Source organism: Streptomyces sp. R33 (genome assembly GCF_041200175.1).
Classification (GTDB): Bacteria; Actinomycetota; Actinomycetes; order Streptomycetales; family Streptomycetaceae; genus Streptomyces; species Streptomyces katrae_B.
The window spans coordinates 1392798-1415275 of sequence record NZ_CP165727.1 but is presented as its reverse complement, the minus strand read 5'-3'; the positions used below and the strand labels follow the sequence as shown (position 1 = coordinate 1415275).

Below are 22478 nucleotides of genomic sequence, written 5' to 3'. Positions count from 1 at the left end.
TTTCCCCTCCCAGATTCCCCAGTCGACGGGAGAAGTTCCCCTATCTCTCGGGAACGGCAGAAATCTAGCCTCGCTACTGCCTGTCCGCGACTGGGATCACTGCGATCGAGGGGGAAGTGTGACTGTTCGGGAGGTCGGTGTTCTGGCGATCGGCGCGGGTCCGGCGAATCTGGCCCTGGCGGTGGCCATCGAGGAGTCGGGTTCGGCCGAATTGGCGGACGGGACCCTGCTGTTGGAGCAGAGTCCGGACGTCACATGGCAACGTGATCTGCTGATGCCGTGGGCGCGCAGCCAGGTGTCCTTCCTGAAGGACCTGGTGACGCTCCGCAATCCGTCGAGCAGGTTCACGTTCCTCAATTTCCTGCACGAACAGGGGCGGTTGGACGAGTTCGTGAACCTGGGAACGTTCCACCCGTTCCGGTGGGAGTTCTCGGACTACCTGCAGTGGGTCGCGAAGTCGCTGGAGCGGGTGGAGATCCGCTACGGGGCGCGGGCGGCGCAGGTGGATCCGGTGTGCGGGCCGGACGGCTCCGTCTCCGGGTGGAGCGTGCTGCTGACGGACGGGGACGAGATCCGCTGCCGGGACCTCGTCGTCGGCGGAGGCCGCGACCCGCGCGTACCGGAGGTGTTCTCCGGACTACCGCACGACCGGCTGATTCACAGTGCGCAGTACCGGACGCGGATTGCGAAGATTCCCCGGGACGAGCCGGTCCGGGCCGTGGTGGTCGGCGGGGCGCAGAGCGCCGCGGAAATGTTCTACGCGCTGCACGAAAACCTGCCGCAGAGTCAAGTGACAATGCTGGTACGGTCGATCGGCCTGCAGACGTACCAGACCAGCAAATTCGTGAACGAGTTGTTCTTCCCTTCCTTCGTGGACGAGTTCTACGAAAGTCCGGCGGAGGTCAGGGCGCAGCTGCTGGACGAAATGCGCTTCACGAATTACGCCGGTCTGGCGCCGCCGTTCCTCGACGAGCTGTACACGATGCTCTACCGGCAGAAGGCGCTCGGTCCGCAGCGTTCCGAGGTGCGGGCGATGACCGAGGTCGTGGGCGCCCGGCTCGAGGACGGGGACGTCGTGCTCGACCTGCGGGACCGGATGAGCGGCAAGACCGAGCCGCTGCGCTGTGACCTCGTGCTGCTGGGCACCGGCTACGACCCCCGCAAGCCCGCCCTCGTACGGGAGCTGGCGGCCCGGGTCGGCATCGGCGAGGTCACGGTCAGCCGCGCCCACCGGGTCGAACTCGGCGAGTCGGCACGGGGAGCCGTCTACCTCCAGGGCGTCAACGAGGAGACCCACGGCATCGCCGACTCCCTCATCAGCGTCCTCGCCCACCGCTCCCAGGACATCCTCACCGACCTGCTCTCCCGCCGCGCCGGCGCCGAATCGAGGAGCGTCTGATGCAGCGGACACTGGTGATCGCCCCAGGCCCGACCGCGAACGGCGATCTGCACCTGGGCCATCTGGCCGGCCCGTTCCTGGCCGCCGACGTCTGCGCGAGGTACGCACGCGCCGCGGGCCACGACGTGCTGTTCGGCACGGGCGTGCACTTCACGCAGAACTACATCGTGACCACCGCCAGCAGGCTGGGCGTACCCCCCGAAGAACTGCGCGTCCGGTCGGCGGGCCAGGTGGAGCAGACCCTCGCGGCCATGGGCATCCGGCCGGACGGGTTCGTCCGGTTCGGCGACCGGTACGTCAAAACCGTCCGCACCTTCTTCGAGCGCCTGCACAGCAGCGGCGCACTCCGGCTGCGGGGCCTCAGGTTCCCCTACGCGCCGCGCACCGGCGAGTACCTCACCGACGCCTACGTACGCGGCGGCTGTCCGGTGTGCCTCGCCGACGGGTGCGCCGGCCTCTGCGAGAACTGCGGGCACTGGATCGCGTCCGGCGACCTGATCGACCCGCGCTCCACCCTGCACCCCGACGACCCGGTGGAACTGCGCGAGCAGCAGGTCCTGGTGCTGCCGCTCGAGGAGCACCGAGAGGCGCTCGTCGCCTACTTCGCCCGGCAGAGCGCGACGATGCGCCCGCGCCTGGCGCAGATGATCGAGGAGATCCTCGCCCGGCCGCTCCCGGACTATCCCGTGACCCTCCCCATCGCCTGGGGCATCCCCGCACCCTTCCCGGAGGTCGCGGACCAGGTGATCTACGCGGATGCCGAGACCATCGCGTGGAGCATGCACTGCACCGCGCTCGCCGCCGAGGAGCGCGGCGAAGTGCTCGCCGCCGACGACGAGTTGTGGTTCTCCGAGACCGGCAACAAGGTCGTCTACTTCTTCGGGTCGGACGCCGGTTTCGCCTTCGCGGTCGTCGGGGCGGCCATGCTGGAGGCGCTGGGCGGCTACACCCTGCCCGAGCACTTCGTCACCAACGAGTTCTACGAGCTGGACCACGACAAGTTCTCCACCAGCCGCGGCCATGTCGTGTCGGGCCGGGAGCTGGCCGCCGAGGTGCCCAGGGACGTCATCCGCTTCTACCTCGCCGCGACCAGCCCCGACTTCCAGCGCACCAACTTCACGCGCGAGGCCTTGGCCCGGGTGGCCGGCGAACGGCTCGTCCAGCCGTGGAACCGGGTCGCGGGCAAGGCCGGCAGCTGGGCCGGCCAGGGGCCGTTGCCGGTGTCCGGGCGGTCGCGGGAGGCGGCCGCGCGCCTCCTGGAGCGCTTCGCCGCCGCCTACGACGTCCGCCGCTTCAGCCTGACCTCGGCCGCCTTCACGCTGTCCGAGCAGCTGGCACGGCTCGACCGGTGGGAGGTGGGCCCGGCCGATGCCGGTGACTTCTGCCACGAGGTCGACGTCTTCCTGCGCTGCGCTGCGCCGCTGCTGATCGACCTGGCCGAGGCGGGCCTCCCCGACCGTGCGATCCCCCCCGAGCCGCACGCCACGGAGTTCACGCCCGTACGGCTGCCGCTCCTGGCGGAGCCGGGACGGTGAGCGCGGCGGCGGTCGTGGTCGTGGGAGCGGGCGTCACCGGGCTGCTGACCGCCGTGGAGTGCGCGCTGGCCGGCCACCCCGTGGCCGTGCTGGACAGGGGTCCGATCCCCAACCCGCACGCCAGCTCCTTTGACCAGCACCGGGTCGTCCGCACGTTCAGCCCGGACGATCCGGACGCCACCCGGCGGATGACCGCCGCCCGCCGCCGGTGGCAGGACCTGGAGGCGCTGCTCGGGACCCGCTTCCACCGGCGGGTCGGAGTGGTCACCGCCTGGCCCCGGGAACGCCTCACCGCGCTGGCCGCGTCGGCCGCCGAGGCGGGGGTCTCCGTACGGACGGTGGAACCGCAGACGCTGCCGCACCTGGAGTTCCCGCCGGACTCGGCGGGCCTCCTGGACGTGGACGGCGGGGTGCTGCTCGCGGAACGGGTCCTGCACGCCGCAGCCCGCCGGCTCGCCGGGCATCCGGCGGTGACCTTGCGTCCGTACACCGCGGTGACCGGGATCGACACGGACTCCGGGAAGGTGCAACTGGCCGACGGCGAACGGCTGGGCGCCGACCTGGTCCTGGTCGCGGCCGGACCGTGGACCCGCGAGCTGGTCGGGCAGCCGGTCGTCCTGCACCGCCAGACCATGGTCTACCTGCATCCGCCGGCCGACGCGGCGCGGTGGTGGGCGCAGGCACCCGCGGCCGGCGGGCTCGGCGCGGACGGCCGGGCCTGGGCGGTGCCGCCCGGGGACGGCACGCTCCTGAAGATCAGCTCCGATGCGGTGTGCCGGGTGGTGGACACCACCGCGGACTGCGCCGCCGAGGACCAGGGGCCCTGGGCCGAGCGGCTCGCCGCGGCGCCGCCGCTGACCGGCCTGAACCGCTACACCGTGGCCGCGGTGAAGGCCTGCCACTACGCGGCCGACGCGGAGACCGGCGGCGCGCTGCTCGCCCGCGAGGGTCCCGCCGTCTGGTCGCGGGCTGCGTGCGGCGGATCCGGATTCAGTGCGGCCCCGCTGGTCGCGGACCGCATCGTCGATGTCTTGAGGGAAGGGGCGGCATGACGGAGGATGCTCCGGTCCGGGTGTTCGACGCGCTGAAGGCGACTCCGACACCGGTCCGATATCTTCTCGGCGGCGTACTGGTCAACCAACTCGGCGCGTTCGTCCAGACGTTCCTCGTGCTGTACCTGACCTACCGCGGCGCGTCGGTCAGCGTGGCGGGCCTCTCGCTCGTCGCGTACAGCATCGGTTCGGTCTTCGGCACGATGCTGGGCGCCGAGATCACCCACCGGTTCGGCCCGCGGGCCACCATCATGGCGGCCATGGGGGCCTCCGCCCCGCTGGTGGCGTCGATCTCTTGGCTGAGCGGGCCGGGGATGCTGTGGGCGCTGCTGGTCGTGGTCGGGCTCGCAGGCCTGTTCACCCAGGCGTACCGGCCGGCGGCCGCCGTGATGCTCAGCGACCTGATGCCGGAGCGGTACCAGGTCATGGCGTTCTCGATGATGCGGATCGCGCTGAACATCGGCGCCGCCCTGGCCCCGCTGATCGCAGCGGTGGTCATCCTGGTCGATTGGGACCTGCTGTTCTGGATCGACGGCGGGACGGCGCTCGTCTACGCCCTGCTGGCGTTCGCCCTGCTCCCGAAGAAGGCCGTGGAAGGGGAGGCGGAGCAGGGAGCCGAGGCCGCAGCCGCACCCGAAGCCGGGACGTCCGGCCAGGCCGCAGGCGGCCGTTCGGCGTACGCCACGATGCTCCGCGACCGGAAGTACATGCTCTTCCTGGGCGCCATCCTGCTCGGCTCGCTCACCTACGCGCAGGGCCACATCGCCCTCCCGCTGGAGCTCGCCGAAGACGACTATCCGACCAGCTTCTACAGCACCGTGCTCACGGTGTCCTCCGTCGTGCTGATCACCTGTGAGCTCAAGATCACGGCCTACCTGAGCAGGCTGCCGAAGCACGTGCGGGTGATCACCGGCCACCTGGTGGAGGCCGTCGGCCTCGCGGTCTACGGGCTGACCTCCCGGTCCGGTGCGTTCACCATCACCGGTGCGGTCCTGGTCGTCTGCGGGATCATGATTGCCGCGCCGAGCATGTTCGCCCACCCGGCGACGTTCCCCGCTGCGGTCAAGGCCCGCTACATCGGCACCATGCAGGCCGTCGGCGGAGCCGCCTCGGCGCTCGCGCCGCTGTTCGGCGTCTTCCTCTGGACCAGGCTCGGGGGCGGGTTCTGGCTGCTGTGCGGCGTCGTGACCGCCGTGGCCGGGCTGCTCGCCCTGGCCGGTGTGAAACAGCCGCCCGAACCGGCCCCGGCGAAGGACGCGGACGCCGGCACCGAAGGAACGCCCGAAGTCGTCGGAGGCACGTCATGAACGAGCAGCAGCAGCCCGGCGCCGCCTCCGGGCCGGTCCTGATCGTCGGGTTCGTCGGCGTCACGCTCGCCGCCATCGGGGAGTTCCAGCCGGACGACTCGGTGATCTACATCGAGGAGCCCGACGTCGTCCGCAAGCGGCACGTGCACGAGCAGCTCGACGGGGTGGCGTTCGTCCGCGGTCTGATCGAGTGGGAGTACCACCTCGCGGGCAAGGCCGACGAGTTCCACAACGCCCACCCCGACCTCGCACCCGTCGCGGTCGTCCCGGCGATCGAGTACGCGACCCCGTTCGCCGCGCGCCTCGCGGAGCGCTACGGCCTGCCCGGCGCCGGCCTCGGGGCCGCCCAGATCCTCCGCGACAAGGCCCTGCTGCGGCAGGTCAGCGCCGCTGCCGGGATCGCCAACCCTGCCAGTGTCCGCGTGGAAGGCCCCGCCGGCGTACGGGACTTCCTGCGCGGCCTTGGCGGCCCCGTCGTACTCAAGCCCGCCAACCGCCAGGCCGCCGTGGGCACCCGGGTGATCCACCACGCGGCCGAGGTCGAGCAGGCATGGGCGGACTGCCTGGTCCAGGACGAGGGCGTCTTCGTGCCCGACCGGCCCATGGAACTGTCCATGCTCGCCGAACAGTACGTCGAGGGGCCCGAGTTCAGTGTCGAGATGCTGGTACGGGACGGGCGCGCGCTGTTCGTCAACGTCACCGGCAAACAGCTCTTCCCCGGGCCCCACCCGGTGGAGATGGCGCACACCGTGCCGGCCGACATCCCCGAGGACCTCGCGGAGACGCTCGGCGCACAGACGGCGCGCGTGGTCCGGGCCGTCGGCTTCCGCGACGGGATCGTGCACTGCGAATGGATCGTCTCGAACGGTGTGCCGTACCTCGTGGAATGCGCGGGCCGGCTCGCCGGCGGCGGCATCGTCGACACCATCCAACTCGCCTACCCGGTCCAGCTCATGCGCAGCTACTACGCGGTGATGAAGGGCGAGGAGCCGCCGGCCGAACTGCCCCGGCGGGCCAAGGGCGGAGCGGCCGTACGGTTCCTGGCCACCGGGGCGGGACGGGTCACGGCCGTGCACGGCGTCGAGGCCGCCCGGCAGGTCGACGGCGTGTTCCTGGTCGCGGTCACCGCCGGGCCGGGCGACCGGTTCACCGGGCTGCGCCACTCCTGGGACCGCGCGGGGATCGTCATGGCCACCGCGGACAGCTCCACCGAGGCACTGCGGCGGGCCGAAGCCGCCGCGGCCGCAGTCCGGATCGACATCGAGGGGGAAGCATGACGGTACGGGAAGTCGGTGTCCTGGCGATCGGCGCCGGTCCGGCGAATCTGGCGCTCGCGGTGGCCATCGAGGAATCCGGCTCGGCCGAACTTGCGGACGGCACCCTGCTGTTGGAGCAGAGCCCGGACGTCAAATGGCAGCGCGACCTGCTCATGCCGTGGGCGCGCAGCCAGGTGTCCTTCCTGAAGGACCTGGTGACGCTGCGCAACCCGTCCAGCAGGTTCACGTTCCTCAACTTCCTGCACGAGCAGGGGCGCTTGGACGAGTTCATCAACCTGGGCACCTTCCACCCGTTCCGGTGGGAGTTCTCCGACTACCTCCAATGGGTCGCCTCCTCGCTGCAGCGGGTCCGGATCCGGTACGGGGTCCGCGCCGCGCAGGTCGACCCGGTCGTGGCAGCGGACGGTTCCGTCTCCGGGTGGAGCGTGCTGCTGACGGACGGGGACGAGATCCGCTGCCGGGACCTCGTCGTCGGCGGAGGCCGCGACCCGCGGGTGCCGGACGTCTTCGCCGGCCTGCCCGCCGACCGGCTGATCCACAGCGCCCAGTACCGGACCCGGATGGGGGAGATCCCGAAGGACGAGCCGGTCCGGGCCGTGGTGGTCGGCGGGGCGCAGAGCGCCGCGGAGATGTTCTACGCGCTGCACGAGAACCTGCCGCAGAGCCGCGTGACCATGGTCGTACGGTCGGTCGGCCTGCAGAACTACCAGACGAGCAAGTTCGTGAACGAGCGGTTCTTCCCCTCGTTCGTGGACGAGTTCTACGACAGCCCCGCAGAGGTCCGGGCGCAGGTCCTGGACGAGATGCGGCTGACGAACTACGCCGGTCTGGCGCCGCCGTTCCTCGACGAGCTGTACACGATGCTCTACCGGCAGAAGGCGCTCGGTCCGCAGCGCTCCGAGGTGCGGGCGATGACCGAGGTCGTGGGCGCCCGGCTCGAGGACGGGGACGTCGTGCTCGACCTGCGGGACCGGATGAGCGGCAAGACCGAGCCGCTGCGCTGTGACCTCGTGCTGCTGGGCACCGGCTACGACCCCCGCAAGCCCGCCCTCGTACGGGAGCTGGCGGCCCGGGTCGGCATCGGCGAGGTCACGGTCAGCCGCGCCCACCGGGTCGAACTCGGCGAGTCGGCACGGGGAGCCGTCTACCTCCAGGGCGTCAACGAGGAGACCCACGGCATCGCCGACTCCCTCATCAGCGTCCTCGCACACCGCTCCCAGGACATCCTCACCGACCTGCTCTCCCGCCGCGCGGCCGCTGCCGAAACCGGGAGGCCGTGATGACCGACGACCTGATGACGAGCGACGTGATGACGAGCGACGTGATGGCCGCCGACAAGGGAAGCCTGCTGGTCATCGGCAGCGGGCTGAAGGTGTACCGGGAGTACCTCGTCGCGCCGATCCGCCGCCGGGCCCGTGCGGCCGGCCTGGACATGGTGCTGCTCAACAACCTCAACCCCACCTGGCAGCACGAGTACTTCGACGAGATCATCGTCGCCAACGTCTTCGACTCCGAGGCGATGGGCGCGGCGGCCCGCGAAGTCGCCGCCCGCCGCCGCATCGTCGGCCTGATGTGCTGGGACGAGCCGCTGGTCCTGGACGCCGGGCTCCTCGCTGCCGAGTTCGGTGTGCCGGGGCTGTCGGTACCCGGCGTACGCGGCTGCCGGGACAAGCAGCTCACCCGGGCCGAACTCACCGCGGCGGGCCTCTGCCAGCCGGGGTTCGAGCTGACCACCACCGTGGAGCAGGCCAGGGCGGCCGCCGCGCGGATCGGCTATCCCGTCGTGATCAAGCCGCGTGCGATGGGCGCCAGCATCGGCGTCGTGTTCGCGGCCGACGAGAGCGAGCTGGACGCCGCGTTCCGGATCGCCCTGTCCGCGAGCGAGGTCGACCCGGGCCCGTACCGGGCGAGCGCCATCGTCGAGGGGTACGCGCCCGGGCCGGAGATCAGCATCGACGGCGCCGTGCACAAGGGCGAGTACCTGCCGATGTTCGTGGCCCGCAAACACAGCAGCGACCAGCCGTACTTCGAGGAGGTCGGGCACCTCGTCGACGCGGCCGACCCGCTGATGGCGGACCCCGGGCTGATGCGCACCCTCGCCCGGGCGCACCAGGTGCTCGGCATCGAGGACGGCATCACGCACAGCGAGGTCCGGCTGACCGGCCGCGGGCCGCTGATCATCGAGATCAACGGCCGCCTCGGCGGGGACCTGATCCCCTTCCTCGGCAGGACCGCCACCGGCATCGAGCCCGGCGAGGTGCTGTTCGACGTGGCCACCGGGCAGCGGCCGGACACCCGGCCGACCCGGCGGGCCGTCGCCGGCATCCGGTTCGGCTACCCGGAGCGGGACTGCCTGCTGCGGTCGGTCGCCGTACCGGCCGAGGCTCCGGGCCTGGTCGCCGCCGCGCCGATGGCCGAGCCCGGGACCACGCTGCGTCTGCCCCCGGGCGGCTACCTGGCACGCCACTCCTTCGTGGTGTGCCAGGCCGACGACAACCGGACCTGCCTGGAGCGGCTGGACGCGGCGGCCGCGCTCGTCGCACTGGACGCGGAGCCGATCGGCCCGCCGGATCCGGACGCACCGTTCGAGATGCCGGCCGGCCTGCTCGACGTGGACGAATGACCGGCACACACCATCACCTGAGGGGGAACGCATGAGCACGACCCGGAACCCGGGCACCGAAGCACCCACGACCGCAGCAGAGATCCTGGAGCGTGCCAGGGCACTGGCTCCGCGGCTGCGGGAGCGGTCGGCGGAGATCGAGCAGGCCCGGCAACTCCCTGCGGACGTCGTGGACATGCTGCGCGGCACCGGAGTGTTCCGGATGTGCTTCGGGCCCGAGTGGGGCGGCCCCGAGCTGACGTCGATGCAGCAGGCCGAGGTCGTGGAGACACTGGCCTACGGGGACGCCTCGGCCGGCTGGTGCGCGGCGATCGGCGCGATGACCGGGGCGATCAGCAACTTCCTGGACCCCGCCGTGGTCAAGGAGGTGTTCCCGAGCCTGGACATGATCACTGCCGGGCTGATCGCGCCGGCCGGGCACGCCGAGCGGGTTCCGGGCGGCTTCCGGCTGAGCGGCCGGTGGTCGTTCGGCAGTGGGATCACCCATGCCGACTGGGTGACCTCCGGGGCGTTCATCTACCAGGACGGCAAGCCCTGGGCGAGTCCGGACGGCAGCAACGCGCACGCGTCGCGCCAGTTCCTGGTGCCGGCCCACGAGGTCGAGGTCGTCGGGAACTGGGACACCACCGGCCTGTGCGGCAGCGGGAGCAGCGACTACACGATCACCGACGTGTTCGTGCCCGAGGAACACACCTACACCTTCTACAAGGTACGGGGCCGCACGGACACCCCCATCGCCCAGCCCGACTCCTTCATGCGCAGCCTGTGCGCGGTGCCGCTCGGGGTGGCCAGGGCCGCCCTGGACCACGCCCGGGAGACCGCGCTCACCCGGGTGGACAAGATGACCAACACGCCGTGGGCGGACACCTTCCGCGTGCAGGTCACCCTGGCCGAGTGCGAGGCGGAGTTCAACGCCGCCCGCAGTGGCGTCCACAGCAGCTCACAGCGGCACTGGGACGTACTGGCCGGCGGCGGCACCCTGGACGATCTCACCGCCACCGAGCGGGCCGCTTCCTCGCTCGCCTGGGTGCACGCCTTCCGCACCTCGCGGGCGATCGTGAACCGGCTCTACGACCTGCTCCAGGCGTGGTCGATCAACCGGTCCTCGCCGATGGACCGCTGGATGCGCGACACCGCGACCATGTGCCAGCACGTCGCCGCCTCGGACCTGATCCTCGAATCCGGCGGGGCCTACCTGCTGGGCCGGCCGCCCAAGTTCCGGATGAGCCTCGGCATCGTCAAGTAGGGCCAAGTGAAAGGCGATCACATGAGCATGACCCGGAACCCGGGGGCCGAGGTGCCTGCCACCGCGGCGGAACTCCTCGCCCGTGCGAAGGAGCTGGCGCCGCTGCTGCGGGAGCGGTCGGCGGAGATCGAAGAGGCGCGGCGGCTGCCGGCGGACGTGGTGGACATGCTGCGCGACGCCGGGGTGTTCCGAATGGCCTTCGGCCGGGAGCTGGGCGGCCTGGCGCTGACCACGATGGAGCAGACGGAAGTCGTCGAGACGCTGGCGCACGGGGACGCCTCCGCGGCCTGGTGCACCGTGATGGGCGCGAGCAGCGGCATCTTCAGCGCCTTCCTCGACGAGACGGTGGCCAAGGAGATCTTCCCGACCCCGGACACGATCACGGCCGGGCTGCTGCAGCCGACGGGTCACGCCGAGCGGGTCCCCGGCGGTTTCCGGCTCTCCGGCCGCTGGTCCTTCGGCAGCGGCATCACCCACTGCGACTGGGTGACCTCGGGTGCGTTCGTCTACCAGGACGGCGAGCCGTACGCGAGCCCGGACGGCAGCAACCCGCACGAGTCGCGGCAGTTCCTGGTGCCCCGGGCCCAGGTGGAGGTCATCGACAACTGGCACACCCTGGGCATGCGCGGCACCGGCAGCTGCGACTACACCATGGACGGTGTCTTCGTCCCCGAGGAGCACACGTACAGCTTCGGCAAGGTGCGCGGCCGCCCAGGCCCGCTCGCCCAGCCGGACGCGTTCACGCGCAGCATGTGCGGCGTGGCGCTCGGGGTGGCCCGGGCCGCCCTGGACCATGCGCGCGAGATCGCCCGGACCCGGGTCGACCGGATGACCGGGGTCGCGTGGAAGGACCACTTCCGGGCCCAGGTCACGCTCGCCGAGTGCGAGGCGGACTACCTCGCCACCCGGGGCGGGGTGTACGGGAGCCAGCGGCGCCAGTGGGAGGTGCTGGCCGCCGGGGGAACCCTGGACGACCTCACTCCCGAGGAGCGCGCCGCGTCGCCGCTCGCCTGGGTGCACGCCTTCCGCACCTCCAGGTCGATCGTCAGCCGGCTCTTCGACCTGCTCCAGACCTGGTCGATCCACCAGTCGTCGCCGATGGACCGCTGGATGCGCGACACCACCACCATGTGCCAGCACGCCACCGCCCAGGACCGCATTCTCCAGTCGGCCGGCGCCCATCTGCTGGGAGGTAAACCCGAGTTCGGGATCTGCCTCGGCATCGTCAGATAACGCAATTCGCCTGCGTGCAGGCCAGGGGGGAGAAAGTCCGATGGGCCGAGGCCTGGTGCTTTTGGTCAATCCCAACAAGGTGCACCCACCGATCGCGCCCTATGCGCTCGATGTGCTCACGACCTCGTTGGAGGCCGCCGACTTCGAGGTCGAGGTGGTGGACCTCACGTTCCACCGGGAGGACTGGAAGTCCTGCCTCTCCGAATACTTCGGAGCGCGCAGTCCGGTCCTCGTCGGTGTCACGATCCGCAACACCGACACCGTCTACGCCTTCGAGCAGCGCCCCTTCATCGGGGAGCACAAGGAGATCATCACCGAGATCAAACGCCTCACGGACGCGCCCATCGTCGGCGGCGGCATCGGCTTCTCCTCCATGCCCTTCGCGCTGGTCGACTACTTCGGCATCGACTTCGGCGTCAAGGGCCCCGGCGAGCAGATCATCTGCGACCTCGCCGACGCGCTGGTCACCGGGCGCGACCCGCGCACGGTGTCCGGTCTGCTGTGCAACACGGGCGAGGGGGTCGTGCGGGTACCGCCGCCGGCGCTCTCCCTGACGCCCCGGCGCGCCGTGGCACCGCCGTCCGCAGGGCAGTTCGAGGACCGGGTGTGGCAGGTGGACCAGGCCGGAACGTACCTGCGCCGCTCCGGCTCGCCGCACAAGGTGGACAACCTGCTCTACTACCAGCGCGGCGGGCTGGCCGGCATCCTCACCAAGAACGGCTGCACCTACCGCTGCTCGCACTGCGTCGAACCCGATGCGAAGGGCATCCGGTTCGGCCGGCGGGACGTCGCCGCCGTGGTCGACGAGATGCAGTCCCTCGCCGCGCAGGGGATCCTCGACCAGCACACCACCGACAGCGAGTTCAACCTGTCCATATCCCACGCGAAGCAGCTGCTGCGCGAGATCGTCCGCCGCAGGCACGCAGACTCCGGCAATCCGCTGAACGACTTGCGGCTGTGGGTCTACTGCCAGCCTTCGCCGTTCGACGAGGAGTTCGCCGGGTTGCTCGCCGCCGCGGGCTGCCGCGGGGTGAACGTCGGCTCCGACCACGTACGGGCGGACATGCTGCGCGGCTGGAAGGTCACCGGGAAGGGCACCACGTACTACTCCTTCGCCGACACCGAGAGACTGGTCCGGCTCTGCCACGCCAACGGCATGCTGACCATGGTCGAGGCGCTGTTCGGAATGCCGGGCGAGACGCCGCAGACCATGCGCGAATGCGTCGAGGCGTTCATGGCACTGGACGCCACCGTGACCGGGTTCTCGCTGGGGCTGAGGCTCTTCCCCCACACGCCGCTCGGCATCGCGATGGCCGAGCAGTGCGACGGGGTGCGCACGGTGCCCGGACTGCAGTCGAACACGGCCACCGGCCCGATCGTGCTGAAGCCACCGGCCCGGTGCTCGGGCCCGGTCGAGTACGAGCGGCAGTTCATGTTCGACGAGTCGGGCAACTTCCGGCTCGTCTGCTACTTCTCGCCGGATCTCCTCGAGGACGCCGGAACGGTCGATGACCCCTCCGGACGGTGGAGCCGGTCCGTGGAACTGCTCTGGGATCTCGTCGACCCCGCCGACCACCACCGGGTCATGCTGCCGACGCTGGCAGGCATGAGCGAGCACGACAACAACTACGCGGACAATCCCTTCCTGACGAGTCTCAGCGGACTCGGGTACACCGGAGCATTCTGGGCGCATTGGCGAGACCGGGAGGCAATTCTCCGGCAGGCGCAAGAGGTAGGAATGGCAGAGTCCGCAGAAAACTGACATGGACGGATGTGAATGTCGTTGCCCACACGATGATCGCGCCGCGCGGATATCCCCCCGACCGTTGCGGTAAGACTGGCCCGTGCACCATTCTGGTGGCGGCCGGTCGGCCTGGGCCGCCGTAAAAGATCGATTCGGGGGGAAGGTAGAAATGCATCAGACGACAAACATCAAGGGGCTGCTCTGGCCGCTCTCGTCACAGGGTGATGCGCAAAGGGAGTTCACGGGCCGACGGCCCGACGGTGATCTCGCGGTGGTCGCCAGACCCCTCGCCACCGTCACCGTCGTGCTCGCCGACGCGCAGCCCGCGATACGCCACGGAGTCCGTTCCGTCCTGGAACGGTCCGGGGGGATATCCGTCGTCGGCGAGGCCGCCACGGCGGACGAGGTGATCGCGGAGACCTCCCGCTGCCGGCCCCACGTCCTCGTGGTCGACCCGCTCATGGACGAACGGGCCGGTATGCGGGTGATATCCGAAGTGCTGAGATTATGGCCCGAAACGGGCATCCTCGTCTTCAGCTCGGTCGACGACGACCGGGTCGTCACCGCGGCGCTCCAGGCCGGTGCCCGCGGCTATCTGTTCAAGCGGGCCGACGCGGACCAGATCCTGCGCGGTATCCAGGCCGTCGCGGCCGGGGAGGGAATCGTCGACAAGTCGATCGCCAACCGGCTCGGAGCCCTCCTGTGCCCGTCGTCGACCGGGCAGTATTACTACCCCTTCCCGCAGTTGACCAACCGGGAGCGGGACGTTCTGGAACGTATCGCGGCGGGCAAGTCGAATGCGGCCATTGCCCGTGAGCTCGTGCTCGCATCGAAGACCATCAGCAACCGAGTCTCCACGATATTCGGAAAACTCGGCGTGGCCGATCGGTCCCAGGCCATCGTGCTGGCCCGCGACGCGGGTCTGGGGCACAGCTGATCCGCCGATATCGCCCCGTGTGACAGCCTGCGGAAGATTCCCTTTCGGCAAGGGAACAATTCCCCTGTCGAAAGGGAGCCGCCCTCTCCTAGCCTGATCGGTGTCATCCGCCCGCCGGAGAAGCCGGAAAAGCCGGAATGTCGCAATGCTGCAATGCCGCAATGCCGGAATACCGCAATCAAAGACGTCGATCGGAGCGGAACGTTGACCGACCAGGAACAACCCGACGTGGAGATCCGCACCGCGGAGCCCGACCACCTGCTCCGGGAACACGGCCTGGACCTCAAGCTGCTGTACCCCTGGCCGGGACTGGAAGCGCCGTTCCGCGGGGCGTGGTGCGTCCTGCGCCCCGGCGACGTGTCGGAGGCGCACGCCCACCGCGAACGCGAGATGTTCATCGCCATGGCCGGACGCGCCGCCGTGGTCTGCAACGGCCGCCGGTGGGAGCTCGCGGCGGGGGACATCGCGCTCATGAAGGGCGGCGCCGAGCACCACGTCGTCAACGAGCACGACACGGACTTCTCCTACTACGCGATCTGGTGGGGCCGGAGCATGTCGGCCGAGTTCCTCGCCGGCCGGCCCGCGCAGAACACGGAAGCGGACACGGCCACGTGATCAACTACGACGGCCGCAGGTTCCGCAAACCGCAGGGCGACGTCCGCACCGTCGCCGTCTACCACCAGCAGGGCGACCTGGTCTGGGGCGAGGTCGTCGGCGGCGAGGTCCGGCGCGGGTGGACCGTCGGCACCTGCACGCCGGACGGCACCCTGTCCATGGGCTACACCCTCGTGTTCGCGACCGGCGAGGTGGTCTGCGGGCGCACCGTCAACACACCCGAGGTGGCCGAGGACGGCCGCCTGCGGCTGCGCGAGGTCTGGGAGCGCTACGGCCCGCACGCCGCGACGGGAATCTCCTACATCGAAGAGGTGCAGTGAACGGCGCATCCGAGGCGGACTGGCAGCGGCTGGAGAAGACGGTCGCGGGCCGTGTACGGCGACCCGGCGACGCCGGTTTCCGCGAGTCCAGCACCCCGTTCAACACCCGCTACGCCGCGACCACGCCGAACGGCGTCGTGACGGCGGCGAACCACGGCGACGTACTGCACGCCGTCGAGTGGGCCCGCGACACGGGCGTCCGCCTCGTCGCCCGCAGCGGTGGCCACAGTTACGCGGGCCACTCGGTCAACACCGGCCTCGTCCTCGACCTCAGCGCGCTGAACACCGTCGTCGCCGACGGCTCCACCGGGCTCGTCACGGCCGCCGGCGGGGCCCGCATGGCCGACGTCTACGCGGCGATCCAGCCCCACGGGATGGCGTTCGCGCTGGGCAACGGAGCATCGGTCGGCATCGCCGGCCTCACGCTCGGCGGCGGCTCCTCCTCCACCTCGCGCAAGCTCGGACTCACCGCGGACGCCCTCGTCCGGACCACCCTCATGACCGCCGGGGGCGAGGTGCTGACCTGCGACGCCCAGGAGAACCCGGACCTGTACTGGGCCTGCCGCGGCGGCGGAGGCGGGAACTTCGGCATCAACCTGTCCTTCACCTTCCAGGCCACCGCGGTGCCGGACGTCTCCACCTGCCTGCTCCTGTGGGACGGGGCCAACGCCCCCGAGGTCTTCGCGGCGGTGCAGGAGGCCACCCGGCACGCACCGGACGAGTTCTCGCTCCGCCTCGGCGTCGCCGCCGCCGACGGCGACCCCGTGGTGTCGGCCGTCGGACTCCACCTCGGACCCGCGAGCGAGCTGCGGGAGATGCTCGCCCCGGTCCTCGCGACGACCCGGCCCGTGCGCGAGGACATCGCCGACCGCACGTTCTGGGAGGCCAAGGACTACCTGCTGCACGAGACCTCCGCCGGGGCGTTCGCCGTACGGACCAACTTCGCCGCAGAGCCGCTGCCCCCCGAGGCCGTGGCCGCCGTCATGTCCCGGCTCGCCCGCCGGCCGGGCAGCCGCAACCCGGACGGCTGCGGCCTCGCCCTGTACACCTGGGGCGGAGCGATCAACCGGGTGGCCCCGGCCGACACCGCGTTCGTCCACCGCGACGCACGGTTCCTCGTCAGCATGGACACCTCCTGGACCGGAGAGGACGGTCCGGACACCGTGGAGGCGAACCTGCACTGGCTGGCCGGTCTGCAGGAAGAGGTCGCGCCGTACGTGGGCCGGGGCGCGTACCAGAACTTCATCGACCCGGACCTGCCGGACTGGCGCACCGCGTACTACGGCGCCAACTATCCGCGGCTCGTGGAGATCAAGAAGCGGGTGGACCCGGACGGCTTCTTCACGTTCGGTCAGGCCATCGGATCGTGACGGGACCCTGCCGGCCCCACCGGTAGCCGGGCGCACCCTGCGCATCTTCTGCACCGGCATGGGTAGGCGGCTCCCATGAGCGAGGAGACCCGCACGCTGCTCCTCGGCGGCGGGACGCACGGAGCCGTCACCCGGTGCCGGGACTTCACGCGCCACGCGCTGACCGAGTGGCGCTGGATCACCGACGAGCCCACCGGAGGGCCGGGCGCGCAGCATCCGTACGACCCGGACCGGCAGGAGGCCGCCGAGGACGTCCTGCTGCTGGTATCCGAGCTGGTGAGCAACGCGTGCATCCACGGTGGCGGGCCCCGCGCGCTGGTGCTGCGCCGCAACCCCGCGCGGCTGCGGATCGAGGTCGGCGACGGGAGCCCCGAGCACCCCCGTCGCCTGCGGAGGACCGGTTCCGCCCTGCCGGGCGGGCACGGCCTGCTCGTCCTGGACCGGCTCGCCCGGAGCTGGGGCTGGGAGCCCTACGCCGACGGGCAGACCGGCAAGACGGTGTGGGCGGAAGTCCCGGCGCCGCTCACGGCTCCGGTGCCCCGTCCTCCAGCAGGCCTGCCCGCAGAGCGGTCAGCGTCCGGTTGAGCAGCCGCGATACGTGCATCTGCGACAGCCCCAGCCGCTCGCCGATCTCCGACTGCGTCAGCCCGTGGCCGAAGCGCAGCGACAGCAGCGTGCGCTCCCGCGCCGGAAGTTCCGCCAGCATCGGCTTGAGCGACTCCAGACACTCGATCGTGTCGTACGCCGCCTCCTCCTCGCCGAGCGAGGGCCGGTCGGCGTACGCGTTCCGGTCGCCGTCTTCCTGTGCCGGTGCGTCCAGGGAGCGCGCGGAGTACGCGTGCGCCGCCTTCTGCCCCTCCACGAGCTCCTCGGGCGTGACGTGCAGCCGCCCCGCCAGCTCGGCGTCCGTGGGCTCGCGGCCGAGGTCCTGCTCCAGCGCGTCGTGCGCCTTGGCGGCGTCGATCCGCAGCTCCTGAAGCCGCCGGGGCACCTTGACGGCCCAGCTCGTGTCGCGGAAGAACCGTTTGATCTCGCCGACGATGGTCGGCATCGCGAAGGTGGTGAACTCCACCCCGCGCTCCGGGTCGAACCGGTTGATGGCCTTGATCAGGCCGATCGTGCCGACCTGGACGATGTCCTCCATCGGCTCGCTCCGGCCGCGGAACCGGCGGGCGGCGAACTTCACCAGGCTGAGGTTGAGCTCGACCAGGGTGTTGCGTACGTAGGAATACTCGGCACTGCCCTCGTCGAGGGCCCGCAGCCGGTGGAACAGCGCCCCCGACAGCGTCCGGGCCTCACCGGTGCTCACACTCAGTGTGTCCTGCGGAATGCCCTCGGTGATTTCTGCGTACGGCATCTCGGCTCCTCCGACGGGTGGTCGTGACGCAGCGGTCTGGGGCACGGCCGTCTCGTGAGCTGTCCCGGGGGTTATACCCCCGTCCGGGTGACATGAAGCGGTGCATTGTGAAGCCGCAGCTCAGGGCCCTGCCTGCGGAGAGCGCAGGGCCTGGCGCACCGACCAGACGACCGAGACCAGGGGCACCGCGACCACCGCGCCCAGCACGCCCGCGGCGATGGCCCCCGCCACCACCGACAGGGCCACGACCACCGGGTGCAGCCGCACCGCCCAGCTCATCAGCATCGGGTGCAGCACGTGCCCCTCGATCTGCCCGATGATCACGATCAGGCAGACCACCAGAGCCGCGACCAGCGGCCCCTTGGCGGCCAGCGCGACCACCACGGCCACCGCGAGGGCCACCGGCGAGCCGATCAGCGGGACGAACGCCGCGAAGAACTCCAACAGCGCGAGCGGCACCGCCAGCGGGACGCCCAGCGCGAACAGTGCGATCCCCACCAGGATCGCGTTGGTCGCGGCGACGAGCACGATGCCGTGCGTGTACCCGGTGAACGTCCGCCACGCGGCCCGGCCGGCGACCGAGATGCGCTGCTGCGCACCGTGCGGGAACTGCGAGCACAGCCAGCGCCACTGCCTGTCACCCGAGTAGATGAAGAAGACCGAGCAGAACACCGACAGGGCCACCACGGTCAGGGCCTGCACCAGCCGCCCGGCGCCGGTCACGGCCGTGCTGAGCAGGGTCGCGCGATGGCTGGAGAGGTACGCGCCGATCCGGTCCCGCAGGTCGCCCAGCGCATGCGGGCTCAGCCGCAGGGGCGGCCGTTCCAGCAGCGGCTCGAGCCGGTCCAGCCCCTCCCGGAACTCCGCCACCAGCGAGTTCCACTCCGCCGCCACCGTCTCGCCGACGAACGCGAGCGCACCCAGCGCGAGCACGATGCTGCCGACGAGTGAGCAGGCCACCGCCAGGGAGCGGGGGATCCAACGGGCCAGCAGATCGGTCACCGGGCGCAGCAGCGCGGTGGCGACCAGGCCGAGGAAGACGGCCACGCCGACCTCGTGGAACCGCCCCAGCACGATGAACACCGTGTACACGACGGCGCCCACCACCAGCAGCCGCCAGGAGTAGTCCGCGGCCGTCCGCAGCGGGGGCGACACCGAGGACACGTACGGCGTCCCGGCGGGCCTCCCGCCCGGGCGGCGGCCGCGGGCCCGGGCGCGGCGGGCGGCCACCCGGCCGCGCGGGCCCTCCGTACGAGACCCCTCCGTACGAGACCCCTCCGTACCCGCCCGGGCCGGGCGGGACTCCGGCCGCCTCGCGGATCGCCTGGTCATGTACCGCCTCTGCCGGTGGCCCGATGGGTGCATTTCCCTGTGAACTGCCACGCTGGATCCGGTACCCCACGCACCCGGAGCCAGATTCGCCCGAAGGAACCGCCGAATGCCCGCCCCGCGAGGCGGGGGCCGCCTCTCCTGCTTGAGGCGCTCCCCGCGGGGCAGGAGCAGGCCGGCGGGACCGCGGACGGAGGGCGCCGACCGTCTCGGGGGCCTTGGGTACGCGAGGAGGTGAACCCGGTGGGCATCGCCCTTCCGACGGCGTCACAGGCGTCGAGGAGCCCGAAGAGAGCAGGAGTCCGGCGCGACATGATCACGGTCGGGGTTGAGGAAGAGTACGTCCTGCTGGATCCCGTCACCCATCTGCCCGTGGCGCGGGCGGAGGAGGTGCGGGCCGCGGCGGGACTCGTCTCATGGGTGGGCGAGGGCGAGGTGCAGAACGAGCTCCTCCAGGCCCAGGTCGAGGTCGCCACACCGGTCTGTACGGACCTGGACGAGGTCGCGGGCCACCTGCTGCGGCTGCGGCACGCGCTCGGTTCCGCCGCCGAGGAGTACGGCTGCCGTCTCGCCAGCTCCGCAGCGGCGCCCCTGCGCGACGCGGTGCCGGTCCCGGTCACCCAGAAGCCGCGGTACCTCAAGATGCGGGACGAGGCCTGCCGGCTGGTCGACGAGCAGCTGATCAACGGCATGCACGTGCACGTGGCGGTGCCCGACCGGGAGATGGGCGTGGCGGCCCTGAACCGGCTGCGCGTCTGGCTCCCGACGCTGCTGGCCATGTCGTCGAACTCGCCGCTGTGGGACGGGTGCGACACCGGATTCGCGAGCTGGCGCACGATCGTCTTCGGCCGCTGGCCGGTCAGCGGCCCGACCCCGTTCTTCCGTACGCTCGCCGACTACGAGGAGCGCGTCGAGGCGCTGCTGGAGGCAGGGCTGATCGCCGACCGGGGTCAGCTCTACTGGCAGGCCAGGCTGTCCGAGCGCTACCCCACCCTGGAGGTGCGGTGCCTGGACGTGCAGCTCGATGCGAGCGACGCGGTGCTGCTCGCCGGGATCGCCCGTGCGCTGGTCAGCACCGCGATCGCCGAGGAGAAGGCCGGAATCGCACCCCCCGACTGCTCGCAAGAGCTGCTCCAGGCGGCCATGTGGCATGCGGCCCGGCACGGCCTGGACAGCACCCTCATGGACCCGAAGGGCCACCGGCTGCGCAGCGCCGGCGACGTGCTGTCGCTGCTGATGCAGTACATCACCCCCGCCCTGGAAGAGGCCGGGGACGAGCGCGAGGTGGGCTCCCTCCTGCACCGCCTGCTGCGCCGGGGCACCCCCGCGGACCGGCAGCGCCGGGCGCTCGCGGACGGGGGCATGACGGCCCTCGTCGACCTGATCACCGGGCAGGGCGCCGTGACAGGGGGCTGACCCCTGCCCGGCGACCCCTCGCCGACGTGCGGGGCAGCCGCCGGGACGCGAGGATGAGCGGGACGACGGACGGAGCGTGAGCGGTGGAGATTTCTACGAGGGAGGTCTTCGGCGCCCCGTGCTGGGTCAGCCTGATGGCCCGCGATCTCCAGGGGAGCCAGCAGTTCTACGGCGCGGTCCTCGGCTGGAAATTCCGGCCCGCGCGGCTCGGCGAGGGGTGGACGGTCGCCGAGCTGGACGGAGTGCCGGTCGCCGGCATCGGGACGCTGACCGCGGACCTGCCGGTCGCCGTGGCGTGGACCCCGTACTTCGCGGTCGACGACGCCGACGTGGCCGCGGACCGCATCCGCGAGCGCAGCGGCACCGTCGCGGTGGGTCCGGTCTCCTTCCCCTCGGGCGGCCGCGGCGCGCTGGTCGCCGACCGGGACGGCGCGGTCTTCGGCATCTGGGCCGGCGGGGTGTCGGCCGACTGGCGCGTGGGCCGCGGCCCGGCGCCCGCCTGGCTGGAGCTGCGGACGAGGGACGCCTTCGAGGCGGCGATCTTCTACGGCGAGGTGCTGGAGTGGGCCACCGGCCGTGCCGGATGCTGCGAGGTCTCCTACGAGAACGACCAGGTCGTCCTGCGGCAGGCGGGCGAGCCCGTCGCCCGCCTGGACGGCGGGATCAGCGAGACGGCGGCGCACGCACCGGAGACCAGGCCCCGCTGGCACGTCTACTTCCGCGTCCCGGACCTCGACGAGGCCATCGAGGCGGCCACCGCGGCCGGCGGTACCCCCCTGTCGACGGTCGTCTCGAGCGCCACCGACCGCTGGGTCACCCTGCGCGACCCCGAAGGGGCGATGTTCACCGTCACGGCCGCCCGGGAGGAGCCCTGGACGCCCTGAGCACGGGCGGCGCGGTGAATCGTGCGAGTCCTGCGGCGGGTGCGCGTCGTGCGGTGGGTCAGACCTGGGCGGCTCCGCCGTCCACGAACAGCTCGATGCCGGTGATGTAGCTGCTCTCCTCCGAGGCGAGGAACAGGGCCGCCGCGGCCACTTCCTCCGGGCGGCCGGTCCGGCCCAGCGGCACCCCGGACGTCACCTCCTCCAGGATGGCGGCGGGCGCCCGGCCCAGAGCGGGAGTGTCGATCGGACCGGGGCTGAGCGCGTTCACCCGGATCCCGCGCCCCGCGAGCTCCAGCGCCAGGCTGCGCGCCATCGACCGTACGGCCGCCTTCGCGGCGCCGTAGACGCCGAACCGGGTGGACCCCGCCGAGCCCGCGGTCGAGCCGACCAGGATGACCGAACCGCGCTCCCCGAACAGCGGCAGCGCCCGCTGCACGGTGAAGAAGGGCGCGCGGAAGTTCAGGTCCGAGACGGTGTCGAACTGCTCCTGCGTGAACTCGGCGACGCCGCCCGCCTTCCCGCCGCCCGCGTTCGCCACCAGGACGTCGATCGCCCGGCCTTCGGCCGCGACCGCCGCGAACAGCCGGTCGAGGTCCGCCGCCTTGGTGACGTCACCCGGCACGCCTACGGCTCCACTCCCCAACTCCTCCACGGCCGCCGCGAGTTCGGCCTCGCGACGCCCGGAGACGAACACCCGGGCACCCTCCCGCACGAACCGGTGCGCCGTCGCCAGTCCGATGCCGGCCGACCCGCCCGTGATCACCGCGACCTTGCCGTCGAGCTGTCCCATGAGCGCAGAGAGTCCGGCAGCCGCCCGGGGAAGTCAAGGGCCGC

Annotated in this window: 20 protein-coding genes; 17 read left to right on the top strand and 3 right to left on the bottom strand. The window is 71.4% G+C overall.

Translation table 11 applies throughout. The features are described from left to right. The first annotated feature begins 118 nt into the window (after positions 1–118). From AB5J51_RS06970 to AB5J51_RS06900, 15 genes are all read left to right on the top strand, one after another. Positions 119–1399, top strand: coding sequence for a lysine N(6)-hydroxylase/L-ornithine N(5)-oxygenase family protein (locus AB5J51_RS06970; protein WP_133896074.1), 1281 nt, complete (start codon positions 119–121; stop codon positions 1397–1399). Further along, the gene (locus AB5J51_RS06965) at positions 1399–2934 is read left to right on the top strand and encodes a class I tRNA ligase family protein (RefSeq protein WP_240805482.1); all 1536 of its coding nucleotides are present in this window, start codon (positions 1399–1401) and stop codon (positions 2932–2934) included. The genes AB5J51_RS06970 and AB5J51_RS06965 overlap by 1 nt, the downstream gene beginning before the upstream one ends. Continuing rightward, complete coding sequence (locus tag AB5J51_RS06960) at positions 2931–3986, top strand: NAD(P)/FAD-dependent oxidoreductase (RefSeq protein WP_369777166.1); 1056 nt, start codon at positions 2931–2933, stop codon at positions 3984–3986. Before AB5J51_RS06965 ends, AB5J51_RS06960 begins: the two co-directional genes overlap by 4 nt. Beyond that, positions 3983–5293: an MFS transporter gene (locus AB5J51_RS06955; RefSeq protein ID WP_369777165.1), complete on the top strand. Its 1311-nt coding sequence runs from the start codon at positions 3983–3985 to the stop codon at positions 5291–5293. The genes AB5J51_RS06960 and AB5J51_RS06955 overlap by 4 nt, the downstream gene beginning before the upstream one ends. Further along, on the top strand, positions 5290–6570 hold the full coding sequence (locus AB5J51_RS06950; protein ID WP_136226104.1) for an ATP-grasp domain-containing protein: 1281 nt from the start codon (positions 5290–5292) through the stop codon (positions 6568–6570). The genes AB5J51_RS06955 and AB5J51_RS06950 overlap by 4 nt, the downstream gene beginning before the upstream one ends. After that, positions 6567–7850 carry a lysine N(6)-hydroxylase/L-ornithine N(5)-oxygenase family protein gene (locus AB5J51_RS06945; RefSeq protein ID WP_133896070.1) on the top strand — a complete coding sequence of 428 codons (1284 nt, stop codon included), beginning with the start codon at positions 6567–6569 and terminating at the stop codon, positions 7848–7850. The genes AB5J51_RS06950 and AB5J51_RS06945 overlap by 4 nt, the downstream gene beginning before the upstream one ends. Next, complete coding sequence (locus AB5J51_RS06940) at positions 7850–9193, top strand: acetyl-CoA carboxylase biotin carboxylase subunit family protein (protein WP_369777164.1); 1344 nt, start codon at positions 7850–7852, stop codon at positions 9191–9193. Before AB5J51_RS06945 ends, AB5J51_RS06940 begins: the two co-directional genes overlap by 1 nt. 31 nt (positions 9194–9224) lie before the next feature. After that, a complete protein-coding gene (locus tag AB5J51_RS06935) occupies positions 9225–10439 on the top strand; it encodes an acyl-CoA dehydrogenase family protein (protein ID WP_133896069.1) in 1215 nt (404 codons plus the stop codon). Between the two features lie 21 nt (positions 10440–10460). Beyond that, the gene (locus AB5J51_RS06930) at positions 10461–11672 is read left to right on the top strand and encodes an acyl-CoA dehydrogenase family protein (protein ID WP_369777163.1); all 1212 of its coding nucleotides are present in this window, start codon (positions 10461–10463) and stop codon (positions 11670–11672) included. A 40-nt stretch (positions 11673–11712) separates the two neighbouring features. Then, on the top strand, positions 11713–13434 hold the full coding sequence (gene tsrT, locus AB5J51_RS06925) for a tryptophan 2-C-methyltransferase (protein WP_369777162.1): 1722 nt from the start codon (positions 11713–11715) through the stop codon (positions 13432–13434). Between the two features lie 151 nt (positions 13435–13585). Beyond that, complete coding sequence (locus tag AB5J51_RS06920) at positions 13586–14353, top strand: response regulator (protein ID WP_369777161.1); 768 nt, start codon at positions 13586–13588, stop codon at positions 14351–14353. Between the two features lie 204 nt (positions 14354–14557). Next, positions 14558–14968, top strand: coding sequence for a cupin domain-containing protein (locus tag AB5J51_RS06915; protein ID WP_053789815.1), 411 nt, complete (start codon positions 14558–14560; stop codon positions 14966–14968). After that, positions 14965–15288: a hypothetical protein gene (locus AB5J51_RS06910; RefSeq protein WP_053789816.1), complete on the top strand. Its 324-nt coding sequence runs from the start codon at positions 14965–14967 to the stop codon at positions 15286–15288. Before AB5J51_RS06915 ends, AB5J51_RS06910 begins: the two co-directional genes overlap by 4 nt. Further along, positions 15285–16658 carry an FAD-binding oxidoreductase gene (locus AB5J51_RS06905; RefSeq protein ID WP_369777160.1) on the top strand — a complete coding sequence of 458 codons (1374 nt, stop codon included), beginning with the start codon at positions 15285–15287 and terminating at the stop codon, positions 16656–16658. Before AB5J51_RS06910 ends, AB5J51_RS06905 begins: the two co-directional genes overlap by 4 nt. Positions 16659–16733: 75 nt before the next feature. Further along, complete coding sequence (locus tag AB5J51_RS06900; RefSeq protein WP_369777159.1) at positions 16734–17243, top strand: ATP-binding protein; 510 nt, start codon at positions 16734–16736, stop codon at positions 17241–17243. Here AB5J51_RS06900 and AB5J51_RS06895 read toward each other — a convergent pair. Both AB5J51_RS06895 and AB5J51_RS06890 read right to left on the bottom strand, forming a co-directional pair. Next, positions 17182–18015: an RNA polymerase sigma factor SigF gene (locus AB5J51_RS06895; protein WP_136226110.1), complete on the bottom strand. Its 834-nt coding sequence runs from the start codon at positions 18013–18015 to the stop codon at positions 17182–17184. The two genes, AB5J51_RS06900 and AB5J51_RS06895, sit on opposite strands and share 62 nt — an antisense overlap. Before the next feature lie 120 nt (positions 18016–18135). Continuing rightward, complete coding sequence (locus AB5J51_RS06890; protein ID WP_369777158.1) at positions 18136–19347, bottom strand: AI-2E family transporter; 1212 nt, start codon at positions 19345–19347, stop codon at positions 18136–18138. 309 nt (positions 19348–19656) lie between these two features. On the opposite strand from AB5J51_RS06890, the gene AB5J51_RS06885 reads away from it, so the two are divergent. Both AB5J51_RS06885 and AB5J51_RS06880 read left to right on the top strand, forming a co-directional pair. Beyond that, positions 19657–20760, top strand: coding sequence for a glutamate--cysteine ligase (locus AB5J51_RS06885; protein WP_053789820.1), 1104 nt, complete (start codon positions 19657–19659; stop codon positions 20758–20760). A 134-nt stretch (positions 20761–20894) separates the two neighbouring features. Further along, positions 20895–21644 (top strand): VOC family protein, encoded by a 750-nt coding sequence (locus tag AB5J51_RS06880; protein ID WP_136226141.1) that lies wholly within the window; start codon positions 20895–20897, stop codon positions 21642–21644. Between the two features lie 58 nt (positions 21645–21702). On the opposite strand, the gene AB5J51_RS06875 is transcribed toward AB5J51_RS06880, so the two are convergent. Further along, a complete protein-coding gene (locus tag AB5J51_RS06875) occupies positions 21703–22434 on the bottom strand; it encodes an SDR family NAD(P)-dependent oxidoreductase (RefSeq protein ID WP_133896061.1) in 732 nt (243 codons plus the stop codon). Between the last annotated feature and the right edge of the window lie 44 nt (positions 22435–22478).